General features: G+C 27.0%; 10 protein-coding genes and 1 pseudogene. All 11 read left to right on the top strand.

Annotated features, from left to right (window positions below):
• Window positions 1-6 precede the first annotated feature (6 nt).
• Complete coding sequence (locus ACKU3H_RS14455) at window positions 7-1,044, top strand: hypothetical protein (protein WP_320034576.1); 1,038 nt, start codon at window positions 7-9, stop codon at window positions 1,042-1,044.
• A 59-nt stretch (window positions 1,045-1,103) separates the two neighbouring features.
• Window positions 1,104-3,281: a glycosyltransferase gene (locus ACKU3H_RS14450; RefSeq protein ID WP_320034575.1), complete on the top strand. Its 2,178-nt coding sequence runs from the start codon at window positions 1,104-1,106 to the stop codon at window positions 3,279-3,281.
• Between the two features lie 7 nt (window positions 3,282-3,288).
• Window positions 3,289-4,143 (top strand): polysialyltransferase family glycosyltransferase, encoded by an 855-nt coding sequence (locus ACKU3H_RS14445; RefSeq protein WP_320034574.1) that lies wholly within the window; start codon window positions 3,289-3,291, stop codon window positions 4,141-4,143.
• 2 nt (window positions 4,144-4,145) lie between these two features.
• Window positions 4,146-5,297, top strand: coding sequence for a glycosyltransferase (locus ACKU3H_RS14440; RefSeq protein WP_320034573.1), 1,152 nt, complete (start codon window positions 4,146-4,148; stop codon window positions 5,295-5,297).
• On the top strand, window positions 5,294-6,325 hold the full coding sequence (locus ACKU3H_RS14435; protein WP_320034572.1) for a glycosyltransferase family 1 protein: 1,032 nt from the start codon (window positions 5,294-5,296) through the stop codon (window positions 6,323-6,325). The genes ACKU3H_RS14440 and ACKU3H_RS14435 overlap by 4 nt, the downstream gene beginning before the upstream one ends.
• Window positions 6,315-7,088: an ABC transporter permease gene (locus ACKU3H_RS14430; protein WP_320034571.1), complete on the top strand. Its 774-nt coding sequence runs from the start codon at window positions 6,315-6,317 to the stop codon at window positions 7,086-7,088. The genes ACKU3H_RS14435 and ACKU3H_RS14430 overlap by 11 nt, the downstream gene beginning before the upstream one ends.
• Entirely contained in the window at window positions 7,088-8,305 is a 1,218-nt protein-coding gene (locus ACKU3H_RS14425) for an ABC transporter ATP-binding protein (protein WP_320034570.1), read from the top strand. Before ACKU3H_RS14430 ends, ACKU3H_RS14425 begins: the two co-directional genes overlap by 1 nt.
• A 292-nt stretch (window positions 8,306-8,597) precedes the next feature.
• Window positions 8,598-8,714: pseudogene (locus tag ACKU3H_RS14420) on the top strand (DapH/DapD/GlmU-related protein); the annotation flags it as partial.
• A gap of 74 nt (window positions 8,715-8,788) precedes the next feature.
• Window positions 8,789-10,897 carry a glycosyltransferase gene (locus ACKU3H_RS14415; RefSeq protein WP_320034568.1) on the top strand — a complete coding sequence of 703 codons (2,109 nt, stop codon included), beginning with the start codon at window positions 8,789-8,791 and terminating at the stop codon, window positions 10,895-10,897.
• 316 nt (window positions 10,898-11,213) lie between these two features.
• Entirely contained in the window at window positions 11,214-14,609 is a 3,396-nt protein-coding gene (locus ACKU3H_RS14410) for a DUF4214 domain-containing protein (RefSeq protein WP_320034567.1), read from the top strand.
• 130 nt (window positions 14,610-14,739) lie between these two features.
• A complete protein-coding gene (locus ACKU3H_RS14405) occupies window positions 14,740-16,446 on the top strand; it encodes a sulfotransferase (RefSeq protein WP_320034566.1) in 1,707 nt (568 codons plus the stop codon).
• Window positions 16,447-16,543: the final 97 nt, after the last annotated feature.

Here is a 16,543-nt window from a genome sequence, read left to right as displayed (position 1 = left end):
TATTTTATGAATGTACTTTATTTATGGAAAAAAGAATATAAAGCCTTATGTGATATTGATATATTTTTTAAGAAAAAATTTACTTTTAACGAATATGATTTAAATACGAAAAATATATTAGATTTTATAAAAACAAATAAAATAGATATTGTTGTTATTCAAAACCCTTTTCAAAATGAAAAAAGATTAAATATATATAAATATTTAAAAAAAAATAATATAAAACTTTTGATTTCTGATAGGGGAGCCTTACCAAACTCTTGGTTTTTTGATCCAAATGGATTTAATGCAGAAAGCACTTCCTATCACCCTAAATATTGGGATAAACCCCTATCTTTGTTAAAAAAGCAAAAAGTACAAGAATATATTCAAAATGAGATAAAAAGCGAAAGCTCTTTGGAAAAACAATCTAAAAGAATAGGCAAAGAAAAGTTAAGAAAAAAACTAAATATATCTTCAAATAAAAAAATACTTTTTGTTCCTTTACAAAGACCCTCAGACACCGTTATAAAATATTTTTCTAAAAATGTTAAAAAAATGGAAAACTTTCTTGAAAATATTATTGATATTCAAAATAAACTAAAAGATAATTGGCTTGTTTTAGTAAAGAAACACCCTTTGGAAACCCAAAGACTTTATGAAGACAAATTATTTTATGTTGATGATGACACCCATTTTAAAGATTTAATAGAACTTTGTGATTCTATTGTTTTAATAAATTCAGGAGTTGGACTCATCTCTATGATGTATTCAAAACCAGTTTACCATTTTGGAGATGCTTTTTATTCTCACCCCTCAATAAACAAAGAAGTAAAAACATCAAATGAAGTGGTTGATTTTCTAAAGAACAATCACTTAAAAGTTGATAAACAAAAAGTAGAAAGATTTATCTCATATTTAATTGATGAATTTTACTCTTTTGGAAAATTCTTTACAGAAGAAATAACATTAGAAGACAATTCAAAACGGACAATCACAACAAAAATAAATTTTTATAAAATAAATAATATCTCAAATTACATAAATACTGCTAAGTATATTTAAAATTAAGCTTTTTTGGATAAAATAATCCCCATCTTATTAAAATAGAGAATACTTTATATATGTACGAAATTCAAACTTACAATATTGAAAAAAAATTAAATAAAACAGCACTTTTAACAGTTATAATTCCTATACGTGCTACAAAAAATAGAGATATCTCAAGCAGACTTACATATTCTATATCTGATAACTTATTAGACAAACAAAAAGTTGACTTTTTAGTAGTTGATGATGGCTCAGAAGAAAAAGAGCATCTAAAGCATAAACAAATATGTGAAGAATCAAATATCAACTATATACATATCAAAAGTCAAAATTCTAATATCTGTATGTCAAGGGCAAGAAATATTGGTGCAATCCACTCTATATCAAAATATATAATGTTTATGGATGTAGATTTATATCCATACAATGGCTTTTATAATGATGTTTTAAATGAAATAAAAATTTCAAATTTAGATAAATATTCAAATGACTTTTTGATGTTTGGAGCAATATATTTAACTGAAAAATTAGGTAAAGAACTTTTTTTTAATACAAATGAAGATTTAAGAAAAAACCTTTTTCTTCAAAAACTATTCGAAGATGATAAAGATTATATTGAAAAGTTTTCAACAGGTACCTCTGTAAATGTATACAACAGACATGATTATCTTTCCCACGGAGGTTATGATGAAGATTTTGAAAAATGGGGATATGAAGATTTAGAATTTAACTGTAGAATGATCTATTCTTCAAAAAAATTCCCTATGCCTTCAAACCATTTTTTAGATTATCAAAATTTCCAAAATGTAGTTCAATATAAGGGTTGGAAAAGTATTTACAGACTTTATGGAGATATGAGTTTTCATAAAGGTATAGTTCTTTTTCATATTTGGCATGAAGTTGATGAACAATCTGATTATATACAAGGAAAAGAGAAAAACAAAGAGCTTTTTGAAAAAAAACAAAAAGACTTTTTTTATGATAAAAAAGAACCTGAACCTTTACCCTCTTTAGACAAAGGTTCAACCCTTTTATTTTCAAAAACTAACCCTTTTATATATAATAGGAAAGTTTTACCACTTTTAGGAAAAATCCACTATTTAGATGAAAATAATACAAGTGTAAGTTCAATTTTTAATTATATTCAAGAAAAAAATATCTCAAGAGTTTTGATGTTTAATCCTTATGGTACAGATAAGCGTTTAGAACTTTACAAATTATTAAAAAAAGAAAATATTGAAGTTATTATTGCAGAAAGAGGTGCTTTAAGAGATTCTGTATTTTTTGATTACAATGGGTTTAATGCAGAAAGTTCAAGTTACGATTCAATTCATTGGGATAAACCAATAAACAATGAACAAGAAAAAATAGTATTAGATTATATTGAAGAGGAAAAAGATTTAGATATATCTTTAGAAAAACAAAATGATAGAATCGGAAAAGAAAAATTAAAAAAAGAATTAAATATCAAAGCTTCCGAAAAAGTTCTTTTTGTACCATTACAAAGACCTTCAGATACAGTTATTACATATTTTTGTGGTTCTATTGGAACTTATGAAAATTTTATTAATCTTGTACAAGAAGTAGTAAACACCATAGATAATACTTGGAAAGTAGTTATAAAAAAGCATCCTTTAGAAGATGAAGCGTGGAAAATAGAAAATGCAATATACTCCTCTCATAATATTAAAGATCTCTTAGATGCAGCAGATGCAATCCTTTTGATAAATTCGGGAGTGGGTCTACTTGGTATGTTATGGGATAAACCAGTTTATTATTGTGGAGAAGTTTTTTATTCAGATAATAGAATAAATAAAAATATCACTTCTTCTAAACAACTTTTAGACTATTTAGACAATAATTTTAAGCCAGATACTAAAACAACTTATAGATTTTTGTATTATCTACTTGAAGAGTTTTACTCTTTTGGAACTTTTGGAACTAAAGAAGTAAGATGGAAAGATGGTGGAAGAATGACTGTAACAAATTCAATTGATTTTTATAAAATTCGAAATATAACAGATAGCAAAATCAACTATTATAATGGTGAAAAAGCTAGAATCTCACACCAATCTGTATTATTCGATAGATATAAATACCATTTAGATAGTTTATATGCAAAAAAAGATTTTTATTATTATTATAAAACATTAAATTTTCACAACAGTTCAAGTTTAAGAATAATTAAAAAAATACCTATTTTAGGTAAAATGCTTGTATTTATAAAACAAAAAATATTAAATTGGAAGTAGTTTTTGCATGAAGCATACATTATGGTTAAAGCAGTTGTTTTCAACTTTTATTTCAAATACAAATATAGATATATATTTTGAAGAAAAAGATAAATTAAAAGAAAAAAAACCTACTATAAATCTTTCTATTCATCCAATAAGATTTGCAGATGATATTTTTTTTAATTTTGAAACAAATGATGATAAAATAAAACAACGTCTAAAAAAATATGAAGTAGATTATAAAATTTTTTATTACTATGCTGATCTTGTAAAAGCAACATATCTCAAAACAGTAAAACATGATAAAATCAAAGAAAACTCTTTGTTATTAGTGGGTCAAACATCTATGGATAAAGTTATATTTGATGGAAAGAAATATCACTCAATAACTGATTATATTGATGAAATAAAATCAATTTCATCAAATTACACAAATATATATTTCAAACCCCACCCTTATGCAAAAAATAATAAAAAGGTGATTAAGATTTTAAAAAAGAATTTTCCCAATATTAAAATCACACTAGATAATATTTACCATCTTTTGGCAAATGATAAAATCAAACATGTAGTGGGCCTTAACTCTAGTGTTTTATATGAGGCTAAATATTTTAAAAAAGAGGTGACTTTTCTTTATAAACAATATTTTGATTTTGATACAAATGATATAGGGATATATGCAGATTATTTTGATTCAAAATTTTGGGCAGATATTTTAGATACAGATGACCAAAATATAAAATTACCTTTTGTACAAAATAGATTACGAAAATCATTAAATGATTTTTGGGGATACAATCAAATAAATGATGAAATAGTATTAAAAGATATAATAAAAACAAAAATTAAATATCTTATTTCAAAAATAAAAATAGGCTAAATTTGGAAAAAACATATAACATATTACTTATCACAGATGTAAACTATTGGAAACAAGAGATAGGAAGTCATCAAAGAGTATTTGCACTTATTGAATATCTAAAACATAATTATAAACTTACAATTGCATATACAAAAGAAAAAATAGAAGAAGATGATAAATATATTGAACTTTTAGATCACAATATAATATTTATAGAAAATCTTGAAGAATCAACATACAATCTAGAAGAAGTAAATAGTTTTTTAAGTGATAACCCAGTTATTGAACAGTTTCATAATAAAAAAACCGTATCAAAAACTCAGACACTACTAAACAAAAACAATTTTTCACATGTTATTGTAGAATATATAAAACTATCATATCTCTTGCCCTTATTAAAAAATTATATAACTATTTTAGATACCCATGACATAATGAATAAAAGAAATGAATCTTTTAAAAAAAACAATCAAAAACATTGGATAGATATAAGTGAAGAGCAAGAGCTAAAAATATTGGCTTGTTATGATAAAGTAATTTGTATCCAAAAAGTTGAGCACAAATATTTACTTGAAAAAAATATTAAAAGTATCTGTTGTCCACATCCTGTAAAAACAGAAAATCTACTTTTAAAATCACCAAAAAATAAAAATATAATTTTTATAGCAGGGTTTAGTATTGCAAATAATACTTCTATTAAATGGTTTATTGATAATGTTTGGATTTTTTTTGCAGATATAGAAAACTTATATTTAAATATATATGGAGAAGTATCAAAAGCTCTAAAACCATATGAAGAAAAATATACAAATATACTTTTACATGGGAAAATTGATAATCTAACAAAAGCTTATGAATCAGCTACAATAGCTATAAATCCAGTTCAAATGGGTGGTGGATTAAAAATAAAAAATATTGAAGCCTTGGCATATGGAATCCCTTTAATAACTACAAATGAAGGTTCAAAAGGATTAGAAAAGCAAATCAACAGCTCTTTTCTTTTGGCAAATACAAAAGATGAGTGGATAGAAAAAATATTATCATTAACTATCTCTGAAAACTTTAGAGAAAATCTATCAAAAAACTCTATAAACTACATATCAAAATATTTTAATAGTGAAATCTGTTTTAAAGATCTAATCTCATATATTGAAAAAAATAAAAAAATATGAAAATTTTAATAGACGCAAGGGTATTAACCCATGACCTAGCTACAGGTGTAGAAAACTATGCAAAATCTATAATAGCAAATATCCCAAACACTTGCAATATCACAATAGCTAAACCAAAATACAAAAACAAATATTATAGACATTTTTGGGAGCATTTTATTTTGCCCTTTAAAATATTTAATCACGATATCCTTTTTTGTCCAGCAAATATTGCACCAATTTTTTTACCTAATAAAATAAAATTAATACTAACTTTACATGATGTTTCATTCATCACATATAAAGATAGTTTTTCTTCGTTTTTTAGATTTTATTACAATTTTTTAGTACCATTTAACATAAAAAGAGCAAATAAAATTATAACCGTTTCAAACTATTCAAAAAATCAAATAACAAAATACTATCCAAATATAAAAAATAAAATTGAGGTTATCTACAATGGTGTTGACCCTATCTTTAAAGAAAATAAAAAAATAAAAAAACAAAACCAGATTTTATATGTAGGTAGTTTAAACAAAAGAAAAAATTTCAATAATTTAATTAAAGCTTTTATCTCACTAAATTCAAATACTCTAAAGTTAAAAATAGTAGGAAATTTTTCCTCAAATTTTAAACTAGATAAAAACACTTATGAGCTATTAAAACAAGCAAAATCAAATTCAAATATATATTTTTTAGAAAATGTTGACAACCAAAGCTTAGTTGAACTATATCAAAGCTCAAAGATATTTATCTACCCTTCATTTTATGAAGGTTTTGGTTTACCTATTTTAGAAAGCTTTTCTTGTATGACTCCTGTTATTTGCTCTAACACCTCCTCTTTAAAAGAAGTAGCACAAGACTCAGCTTTATATTGCAACCCTTATGATGTTGATGATATAAAAAACAAAATAAAAACACTATATGAAGATAATGCTTTACAAGAGTCTTTGGTAAATAAAGGTAAAATGCAATCTTCAAAATTTGACTGGCAAAACTCTGCATTGGAGCATATAAGTCTATTTAAAAAGGTAATAAGTGAAGCGTAATATTTTATTAGCATTTCAATTTGCAGCAAGAGATTTTAAAGAAAGGTATGTAGGTATGGGCTTAGGTCAACTATGGTTTATATTACATCCTATAATTATGATTGCAATTTATAGTATCATCTTTTCTGAGCTTATGAAACTAAAAGGAAATATTTACGATAATCCTTATGCTTATAGTGTATATGTGGTACCAGGTATTTTATCATGGACAGCATTTAGTACTGTTATAAACAGACAACACAATATTTTTACAGCAAGAGCAGGGCTTATAAAAAAAATAAATGTTCCTGCATACACTTACCAAATCAGTGTATTTATTACTGAGTTTTTGATATTTTGTATCTCTATGTGTTTAGGAATGATATTTTTACTAATAGTAGATTATCCTTTAAGTTGGAACTTTTTATGGTTATTACCTATTATGGTTTTACAAGTTATTTTTTCTTTTGGTTTTGGTGTAATTTTATCTTTATTTTCCCCTTTTATAAAAGACCTTAAAGTAGTTGTACCAATAGCATTGCAACTTTGGTTTTGGATGACACCTATTATTTATATGAAAGAGATTACCCAAGCAAAATATCCTTGGATACTTACATATAATCCTTTTTATCACTATGTACATTTATATCAAGATATATTTGTATATTCAAAAGCACCAGCATTAAGCTCTTTATTTATTATTACCCTTATATCTTTTAGCTCATTGTTTCTAGCAGGGATACTTTATAAAAAAATGGTAAGTAGTATTAAGGATATTATATAATGTCAAAGATTTTAGAAGTTAAAAATGTCACAAAAATATATAAAACATATAAAAGCAATATTGATAGACTAAAAGAGATATTTTTAAAAAAGAAATACCATAAAGAATTTATCTCAAACAAGAATATTAGTTTTGATCTTAATAGAGGTGAAACCTTAGGTATTATTGGAGTAAATGGTGCAGGAAAATCAACTATTCTAAAAATTATAGCTGGTGTTACTGACCCAACTTCAGGAAAAGTTATAAAAAGAGGTAGAGTAACAGCTCTTTTGGAACTTGGAACAGGATTTAATCAAGAACTAACAGGTTATCAAAATATATTTTTAAATGGAACTCTAATTGGTTTATCAAAAGAGGAGTGTAAGAAAAATTTAAAAAATATAATTGACTTTAGTGAATTGGGTGAATATATATATGAACCAATAAAAACCTACTCAAGTGGTATGAAAATGAGACTTGCTTTTTCTATAGCTATTTTTTCCCACCCTGAAGTTCTCATTGTAGATGAAGCTTTATCTGTAGGGGATGCTCACTTTAGTGCAAAATGCAAGACTGAACTAACAAAAAGAAAAAAACAAAATATGTCTATCATATATGTATCCCATGATTTAAACTCATTAAAAATTCTTTGTGATCGAGTTATACTTTTAAATAAAGGAAAACTAATAGAGCAAGGTGAACCTAAAGATGTAATTGCTAAATATAACTATTTAATAGCAGAATTAAATAATAAAGATAAAATAATATCTAAAACAAATAGTGTAAAAGGTTCATTTGGTAATTTTGATATATCAATAAAAGATGTAAAAATTATTGGTGTAGAGTCAAGTTCTAATAAAATAGTTTCAGGTGAAAAAGCAATTTTAGAAATATTATATTTTTCGAAAATAGATTTTAATAATATAAATATAGGGATACTCATTCGAGATAAGTTTGGACAAGATATATTTGGTACTTCATCTCAAGACCAGAATTTAGAAATAGATGTTGAAAAAAATAAAAAATACAAGTTATCTTGGGATATACCTTTAAATATAGGAGTTGGTAAGTATACAATTACTGTAGCAATAACAAATGGTGAGAATCATCTTGATAATTGTTTTCACTGGTTAGATGATGTTGAAGAATTTGAAATATCTGTTAATACTCTAGAAAAATTTATTGGTATATGTAAGTTAGAACCAAAAGTAAGTAATGAGGTGATAGTTAATGAATAAAGATATTGAAAAAATTAAAAACAAAGGTAAAGATATATACTACGAAGATGGTTTTTCTGTTTTTTATGGACATAATAATATTTTTTTGGGTTCAAATATTTATTTAGTGGATAGTTTAATAAATGCAGGTGATAGTATAGGAAAAGTTACAATAGAAGATAATGTTTTTTTTGGACATGGTGTAAAAATTCTTGCTAGAGGACATGATTATAAAAAATTTGATAGACAAAGACAAGCTAGTGTTACTGAAAAACCTATTCATATAAAACAAGGGGCATGGATAGCAAGTGGTGCCACAGTTTTAGGTGGTGTTACAATTGGTAAACACGCAGTTATAGGTGCAAATAGTGTTGTTACAAAAAGCGTTCCAGATTATGCTATAGTTGCTGGAAACCCATCAACTTTGATTAAATATATTAATCGTGAGTTAACACTATTTGAAAGAATAAAAAAATTTATAAAAAAAGCTATATAGGAGATATATTGAAAAATCTAAAAGAGTTTATAAAATCCCTTCCTTTTGTAGGTTGGTTTTCAAGATGGGTTTATAATATCTTAAGAATCAATAATACAAAACATAGACTTCATAGTTTAGAACAAAAGTTTCAAAAACTTTCACAAGCACATGAAACTCTCACATTAGAGCATAATAAATTAACTACAAGATTTAATGACCAAGAACAATTTGCTCAAGATTTAATAAGAAAACACATCACTTCACAACTTATTTATTTCAATGAAAAAATTGACACCTTTCTTAGTAATGAAAGTGTTGATAAAATAAAAGAATTAAAAAAAAGTATAGATAAAGATTTTTTAGACGAATATTATCTTCATTTTGAAAATAAATTCAGAGGAACAAGAGAAGAAATATATGAAAGCTATAAAGAATATTTAAAGTTTGTTCCTAATTTAAAATCATCAAAACTTAAATCTTTGGATATAGGATGTGGTAGAGCAGAATGGGTTGAATTAATGCAAAATCAAGGTTGTGATGCTTATGGAATAGACCTGAATCCACATATAGTTGATGTTGGAAAAAGACACAAGGTAAAAAATCTAGAAATTATAGATGCATTTGAATATTTTAAATCAACTCCTGATAACACATTTGATTTGGTGACTGCATTTCATATTATTGAACATATTCCATTTGAAAATTTAGTTAAGTTTTTATTAGAGATAAAGCGTATTGCAAAACCTGATGCTACAGTTCTATTAGAAACCCCCAATCCAAAAAATCCAAAAGTATCAGGCTTATGTTTTTATTTTGATTTAACACATCTTAATCCTTTGCCTAATCAAACTATAGAGTTTTTATTAGAATATTTAGGATTCAAAAATGTTAAGACAAATTTTCTTCATCCTATGAAAAATATGTCAAATATAGAACAATCAGCACAAGATTATTTAATAGTTGCAAAAAACTCTGATTTGATTGATAAAGATTTAACTGAGTTAGTAAAAAAAAAACAATCAAGTAAGCGAACAATTTTTGTAGATAAATCAGCTTTGAGAATTCATGATGGTAATTCGGGAATTCAAAGAGTTGTAAAAAAGCAGATACATTTTTTAAGTAAACTTTGTAACAATATTTATAATGTAGAAGCAGTATATTTAAAACAATTATCAAATGACAATTATGAATATTATTATGACACTTTAGAGATTCCTATAACTCTTAAAAGCAAAGATATTCTATATATACCCGACCTATCATATAGAAATGTTGAAGCAGCTTCTAAATATGGTCTTTTTGACAAGTATAAGCAACTAAATATAAAAATAGTTTTTTTAGTTCATGATATACTTCCCATTACCCATGAACACTTTTTTAAACACGATAATGCAAAACAAATTCACCATAAATATATTATGAATATTGCAAAGCATGGAGATCTTATAGTAAGTACTACTGAAGTAGGTAAAACAGATATAATAGATTATATAAATTCACAAGGTGAAGAGAGTCCCAAAATAGAAACTTTGCATTTGGGTTCAGACATAACTGTAAATAAATCTATATCAACTAAAATAAATAATCTTTCCAATACACAAACAAACTTTCTAATGGTAGGAACAATAGAACCAAGAAAAGCACACAAACAAGTAATCGAAGCTTTCGATATCTTATGGAAAGATAAAACATCAAATATAAAACTTATTCCAACTCTTACAATAATAGGTAAACAAGGCTGGCTTGTAGAAGATACTATAACTATGATAAAACAACACCCACTTCTAAATAAAAATCTCTTTTATATAGAAAAAGCAAGTGATGAAGAGCTACAAACTCACTACTTAAGTGCTAATGCAGTAATAATAGCATCATACGCAGAAGGATTTGGACTCCCTTTAGTTGAAGCAATACATCATAAAAAACCAATTATTGCAAGGGATATAAAAGTATTCCGTGAAATAGCCCATGACTATCCAACATACTTCAAAGATACAAAGGAGCCAGAAGATATAGCAATTGTATTAAACTCTTTTCTAAATGAAGAAGAAACAAATAAAAAAAATATAAGTATTAAACACCTAACTTGGGAACAACATACTAAACAATTAATTGATATTTTGAAAAAACTATAATAAAACTTTCATATAGTTTTTTCAAATAAATAATATTTATCTTAATTTAATTATAATCATTTAAAAAACTTAAATTATTATATAAAAGTTAGCTTAAATGAAAGAAAAATACTCAAAAGACCCTAAATTACAGATTGATTACAAAAAAAATGTGTAAAAAACAAAAAAAATTATAGAAACTTTAAGATTACAGTAGTTATAATTAACAAGTTTAATCCAGAATGCATGCATACATCTAGTCTTTGACGTAGATGTTAGAGTTAGATGAGTACTGGATGAAAACTTAATATTAAGTGAAAAACACTAAGGAGAACAAATGACAAACGAAATGAAGCATGTTGCGATTTATGAAGCATTTTCAGGTGACAATACACCTACTGCTGAAGAGATTTATGAGTATTACCAATTAGGGAACACTCAGGTAGCTCTTGTAAACATGATCGAAGACAGTGCGTATGGTACAGCATTTTTTGCTGACACGACTATCACTTCATTAAGTGATAAACTAGAAATTCTTTATAACCAAATTTTAGGTAGAGATTCTGATGCAGAAGGAAAAGCATATTGGTTAGGTTTACTTGAAGATGGTTCAGAAACTTTAACTTCAATTGCTTCAAGCTTCCTTGATGGTGCAGTAGCTAGTGGTGAGTTTGTTGAAGCTGATTATGAAGATTTAGCTGCTGATTTAGCTGCGTATGAGCCAGATACTACACCAGTAGAAGAAGAAGGTCAAACTTACGAATTAACTTCAGGTACTGATAAAGGTGCTGATTTTACAGGTACAGATGACAAAGATACATTTGATGCTTCAATTGTACAAAATGCATTTTCAGGTGGAGTTTCTAACTCATTATCATCTGCAGATAAATTAGACGGTGGAGCTGGAACTGATACACTTAATGCTGAATTAGTAGCAGAATTCGTTGGTTCTACATCTGATTACCAAATTGATGTTCAACCACAAACAAAAGACATCGAAATTGTAACTTTTGAAGCTAGAGATTCAGGTTCTAACGATACTGAAACAATTGTTACTAGTGATGCTAATGGTAACCTTACGTTCTCAGAAGTTAATGCTAATTCATTAATTACAGTAGATGCTAAATATATGACTGGTCTTGATAAAATTGGTTCATTAAATTCAGATGGTGATTTAATCATTGAAAATTTAACTACATTAGATGACAATGGAAATGCAAGAAATACTGAAGAATTAACTATCACTATGGATCATACTGATAACTTCAATTCTGATAGAGATGCTTCTGATTTAACAGTATATTTTGATGAAGATTATCTATTAACAGGTGAAACTACTCAAGGTGCATCTTTAACAATCAGATTATTAAATGCAGTACAAAATGAAGCTGGTAATAACCCAGTAGAAGGTTTCTCTGAAATCACATTTAATGTTGGTGATACTGAAGTTGCTGTTGATATTACAAGTGTATCAACAGATACAACTCAAGACTTTACAACTGCATACTCTGCAATTGTTAGTTTAATCAATGCTAAATTAGATGAATTAGGTTTTGATGATGTAAGAGCTTCTGCTCCTAATTTAGAAGATGCAGTATTCTCTATTCCTGTAGCTGGATTTACAACTGGTGATGATGCTGGTGATTACTATCCAATTATTGTTAAGAACTCAGGTTCTGAAGCACTAACTGGTGTTGATATTGCTACTTCTGCATTACAATATGATACTGACTTAAATAACTCATTTAGTACAGTAGCTCCTGAAACTAGTAATGACCCAGTTACTGTAAATGTTGAGTTAAACAAAGTTGGTAGAGAAGGTGAAGGTGGTGACCTTATCATTGGTGGTAAAGAATTAGATTCTAACACTCCAGATACAACTGAAGGTAACGGAATTGATACATTCAATATTACTGTATTAGGTAACGAATCTAAACTTTCTAACTTAGGAACAATTGATTCTACAAATGGTGCTTTAAGAACTGTAAATATTGCATCTGAAGCTAGAACAGATTCTTATGCTTCATTAACAATTAGAGATGCATTTGGTGGAACTTTAGATACATTAAACGCTAATAACTTTAAAGGTGATTTATTAATCGGTACTGATGCACCTGCAAGTATTAATTCAGCTGCACATAATATTGATACTTTCACAGCTACTGGTGGTGGTGATGTAACATTAAACGAAGTAATTAGTGCAGATGGAGCTGGAGCTGGTTCTTTCGAATCTTTAGATAACAACGCATACTCTGTAACTACTGCTGGTGGTTCTGATACTATTAATGTTGATGCAAATTCTGGTGCTCAATTAACTGTTTCAACTGGAGCAAATGATGACACTATTGCTGTATCTATTGATGGTCAAGATGATTCAGGAAGTACTTTAACAAAAGCATTTATCACTTCTACAAGTGGTGATAACAAAGTAGAAGTTACTTCTAGTGATTCAGCTCACGAAGCTGATATTACTTTAGGATCTGGTGCTGATACTGTTACTGGTAACACTGTAAATATTACAGTTAGTACTGGTGCTGGTAATGATACTATTTATACAAGTAACACAGCTCAAAAAGCAGTTATTGTAAATGCTGCAGCTGATAATACAATTACTGGTGCTACAACAATTGCTGGTAATACAGGTGCTACTCCAGATCAATCTGAGTTATTATACGGAAGATCTGTTGTTGTTACTTTAGCAACTGCTGGTGTTACTGCAAATGATTTTACACAAGGTTATGAGTCTATCTCTGTAGATATTGAAGCAAGTAATGGTTACTTAACAACTACTGCTGACTTACACAATGCAATTGCAGAAGCTATCAATACTGACCCAGTTCTTTCAGAATTAGCAGAAGCTACTGTTGATTCAAATGGTACTTTAGTAGTTTCTTACAAAATTGATGGTGCTATTGATGTTGTTGCTGCTCCAGCTATTGAGTATACAATCTCTGGAGATTGGGCAGACTTAGATCCTAATGAACAAAATGGTATTTTATCTCAATTAGAAGTAGATTATTCTGATTCTGATTTAGTATTTGAAATTGCAGATGGTGCTAACAGTTTAGAAGCTGCATATGCTACTGCAAACATTACTACAGCGCAAGCAATTGATGATAATGGTAATGGACAAAATGGTTTAGCTTCAGCTAGTGGTGATAACAATGTTGTTAATGCTGGTTTAGGTGATGATGTTATTGTATTAAGTTCTGATGACAATGCAACTGATACTATCGAAATCGATGCAAATGGATTTGGAAATGATGTAGTTGTACATTTTGAAGTTGGTGCTAATGGTGATGTTATTGATTTCGCTCACTTAGATAACGTTACTTCAGCGTCTGGTTCTTCTGTATCTGAAATTGATGTTGCTGGTACTGTTGTTGCTGCAACTGCAATCACAGCTAACTCAGTTGTAGCAGTTGCTCTTACAGATTTAACTGATAATGATGCAGGTGCAACAGCAGCAATGACTTTTGATTCACTTTCAAATTCTGGTGTATTAGCAGAAATTAATGCTGGTGCAGACTTTGGTGTATCTGGTACTCCAGCAGACTTTGTTGGTAATTTAGTTAACTCTGTTTTCATGGTTGAAGATGATACAAACGATGGTTACTACAAAGTATTTGAAGTAGTATATAACACTGATACTACTAAATTTACAGAAGCTACTTTAGTTGGTACTTTAGACTTCGAAGCTTCAGTAACATTAACTGATGATAATATTGCATAATAATTAATTAGTTTATACTAATAGTTTTAAAGCAATCGAAAAGCCAAGGGGTTTTCCCCTTGGCTTTTTTTTAATTTAAAGATATATTTATATTAAATTTAACTTTAAGTTAAAATTATTAAGGAAAATTTTGTCAAAAATAAAATTCATTACTGATCTAAAAAATAGTCAAAATGGTATTAAAATACCTGAAGCCTTGGGATTAGCCTCTAAATTAGATAAATTAGAAACTATAACTGATTTAAAAAAAAGACTTTGTATTAATGACCCTGTAGTAAGGGTTTTTATTTTTACTCAATTAGATAACTTTTCAAATGTAGATTTTGAAAATAGAATTTTAAATATAGCTTTAAAGTTAGCTAAACATAGTGAAGTACTTCGTACAATTTTGATTCAAAGGTTTTCAAGAGAATTAAAATTTGATTTATTAAATAAGATTTATGAATTAGAGGAAAAAGATTTAAATTCTGTATCAGAATTTAATAAACAACTTATTAATGCTGAATTAAATCTTGACTATAATAAAATGGTTGATATTTATCAAAACCTTTTTATTTATACAGGAAATATGAAGTATTTTCAATTTGCACTTGATATTGCAGCAGATAATTTAAGTGGGGATTTATACTTTAATTTACTTATTAAAAAACTTTTTATGGCAGAGGGAAATGAATTTTCTGTAGTATTTATTAATATTTTAAGAGCTTTAGAAAGGGAAGGTAAATTTGATTTAATTTATGATATTTCACTTATTACACAAGAGCTAGAAGAAGCAAAAATTTTAAGAGGTTACAATATTGCACTTAATATTTTTGCACAAAAAAATTATCAAAAATGTATTGATTTTATGACAACAACAATGTTAATCAAAGCAACAGAGAATAGCAATATGATTTTTCTTAATTTAGCTACTAAATGTTTTGAAAAATTAAAAGATTATAAAAAAGCTATAAAATATTATAAAAAACAGAATCTTTTACAAATTAATTCTGAATATAGCCTGTCAAAATACATATCTTGGGTAGACAAACTTGCTAGTTTTGAACCAAATGAAAAAATAGAGGATGAAGGACATGATAATTACTTTATTATGACAGGATTTCCCAGATCAGGAACTACCCTTTTAGAAAATGCATTAGCATCTCATCATGCCATAACTACTTGTGAAGAAACTTCATCTTTTATTACGGCATCAAATATATCTTTTAAATCACATGCTATTATTGATCCTTTTTATAAAAATATTGATTCAATAATTAAAGATACTCAAAAACTTTATTATAAAAATTTAAATAGATATATCAAAAATAAAAATTGTACTTGTATTATAGATAAAACACCAATTATGAGTTCAAATATAAGATATTTAGAAAAAGTATTTCCCAATAAAAAATATATTTTTTCAATTAGACATCCTTATGACGTTGTTATAAGTAATTATAAGCAAATTTATAAACCAAATATGGCTATGGCAGCTTTTAATGATTTTTATGATTCATGTGTTTTTTATAATAAAGTAATGACTGATTGGTTTAATGTTTTTCCTGAAGAAACGTCAAGAGTTCATTATATATATTATGATGATTTAGTTTTAAATTTTCAAAATGAGATGGAAAAAGTTTTAAATTTTTTAAAATTAGAATGGACCGATGAAGTATTAAATTTTGTTGAACATTCAAAAAAACGACCTGTTAAAACTCCAAGTTACGAAAATGTAAGAAAAGGTTTATCCCTAGGAGTTCAAAGTTCATGGAAAAACTATGAGTTTTTATTTGATAAAAAATGTAGAGCACTATTAGATCCATGGGTTGAAAAATTTGGATATAACAAAATATAGACAAAAATATAAAATATTACCTAGCCTATAAATAATAGTTTATAAATTAAGATTAATTAAGATATTGTTTTAAATAGATAATTAATATTTTAATATT

It is taken from the genome of Halarcobacter sp. (assembly GCF_963675975.1).
Taxonomy (GTDB): Bacteria; Campylobacterota; Campylobacteria; order Campylobacterales; family Arcobacteraceae; genus Halarcobacter.
Note: the sequence above shows the minus strand (reverse complement) of the source record. Positions and strands in the feature narration are given on the sequence as shown.

Excerpts from the sequence above, each read along its gene's own strand:
- ACKU3H_RS14455 (WP_320034576.1), top strand. The coding sequence starts at position 7 with ATGAATGTACTTTATTTATGGAAAAAAGAATATAAAGCCTTATGTGAT.
- ACKU3H_RS14450 (WP_320034575.1), top strand. The coding sequence starts at position 1,104 with ATGTACGAAATTCAAACTTACAATATTGAAAAAAAATTAAATAAAACA.
- ACKU3H_RS14445 (WP_320034574.1), top strand. The coding sequence starts at position 3,289 with ATGAAGCATACATTATGGTTAAAGCAGTTGTTTTCAACTTTTATTTCA.
- ACKU3H_RS14435 (WP_320034572.1), top strand. The coding sequence starts at position 5,294 with ATGAAAATTTTAATAGACGCAAGGGTATTAACCCATGACCTAGCTACA.
- ACKU3H_RS14425 (WP_320034570.1), top strand. The coding sequence starts at position 7,088 with ATGTCAAAGATTTTAGAAGTTAAAAATGTCACAAAAATATATAAAACA.
- ACKU3H_RS14410 (WP_320034567.1), top strand. The coding sequence starts at position 11,214 with ATGACAAACGAAATGAAGCATGTTGCGATTTATGAAGCATTTTCAGGT.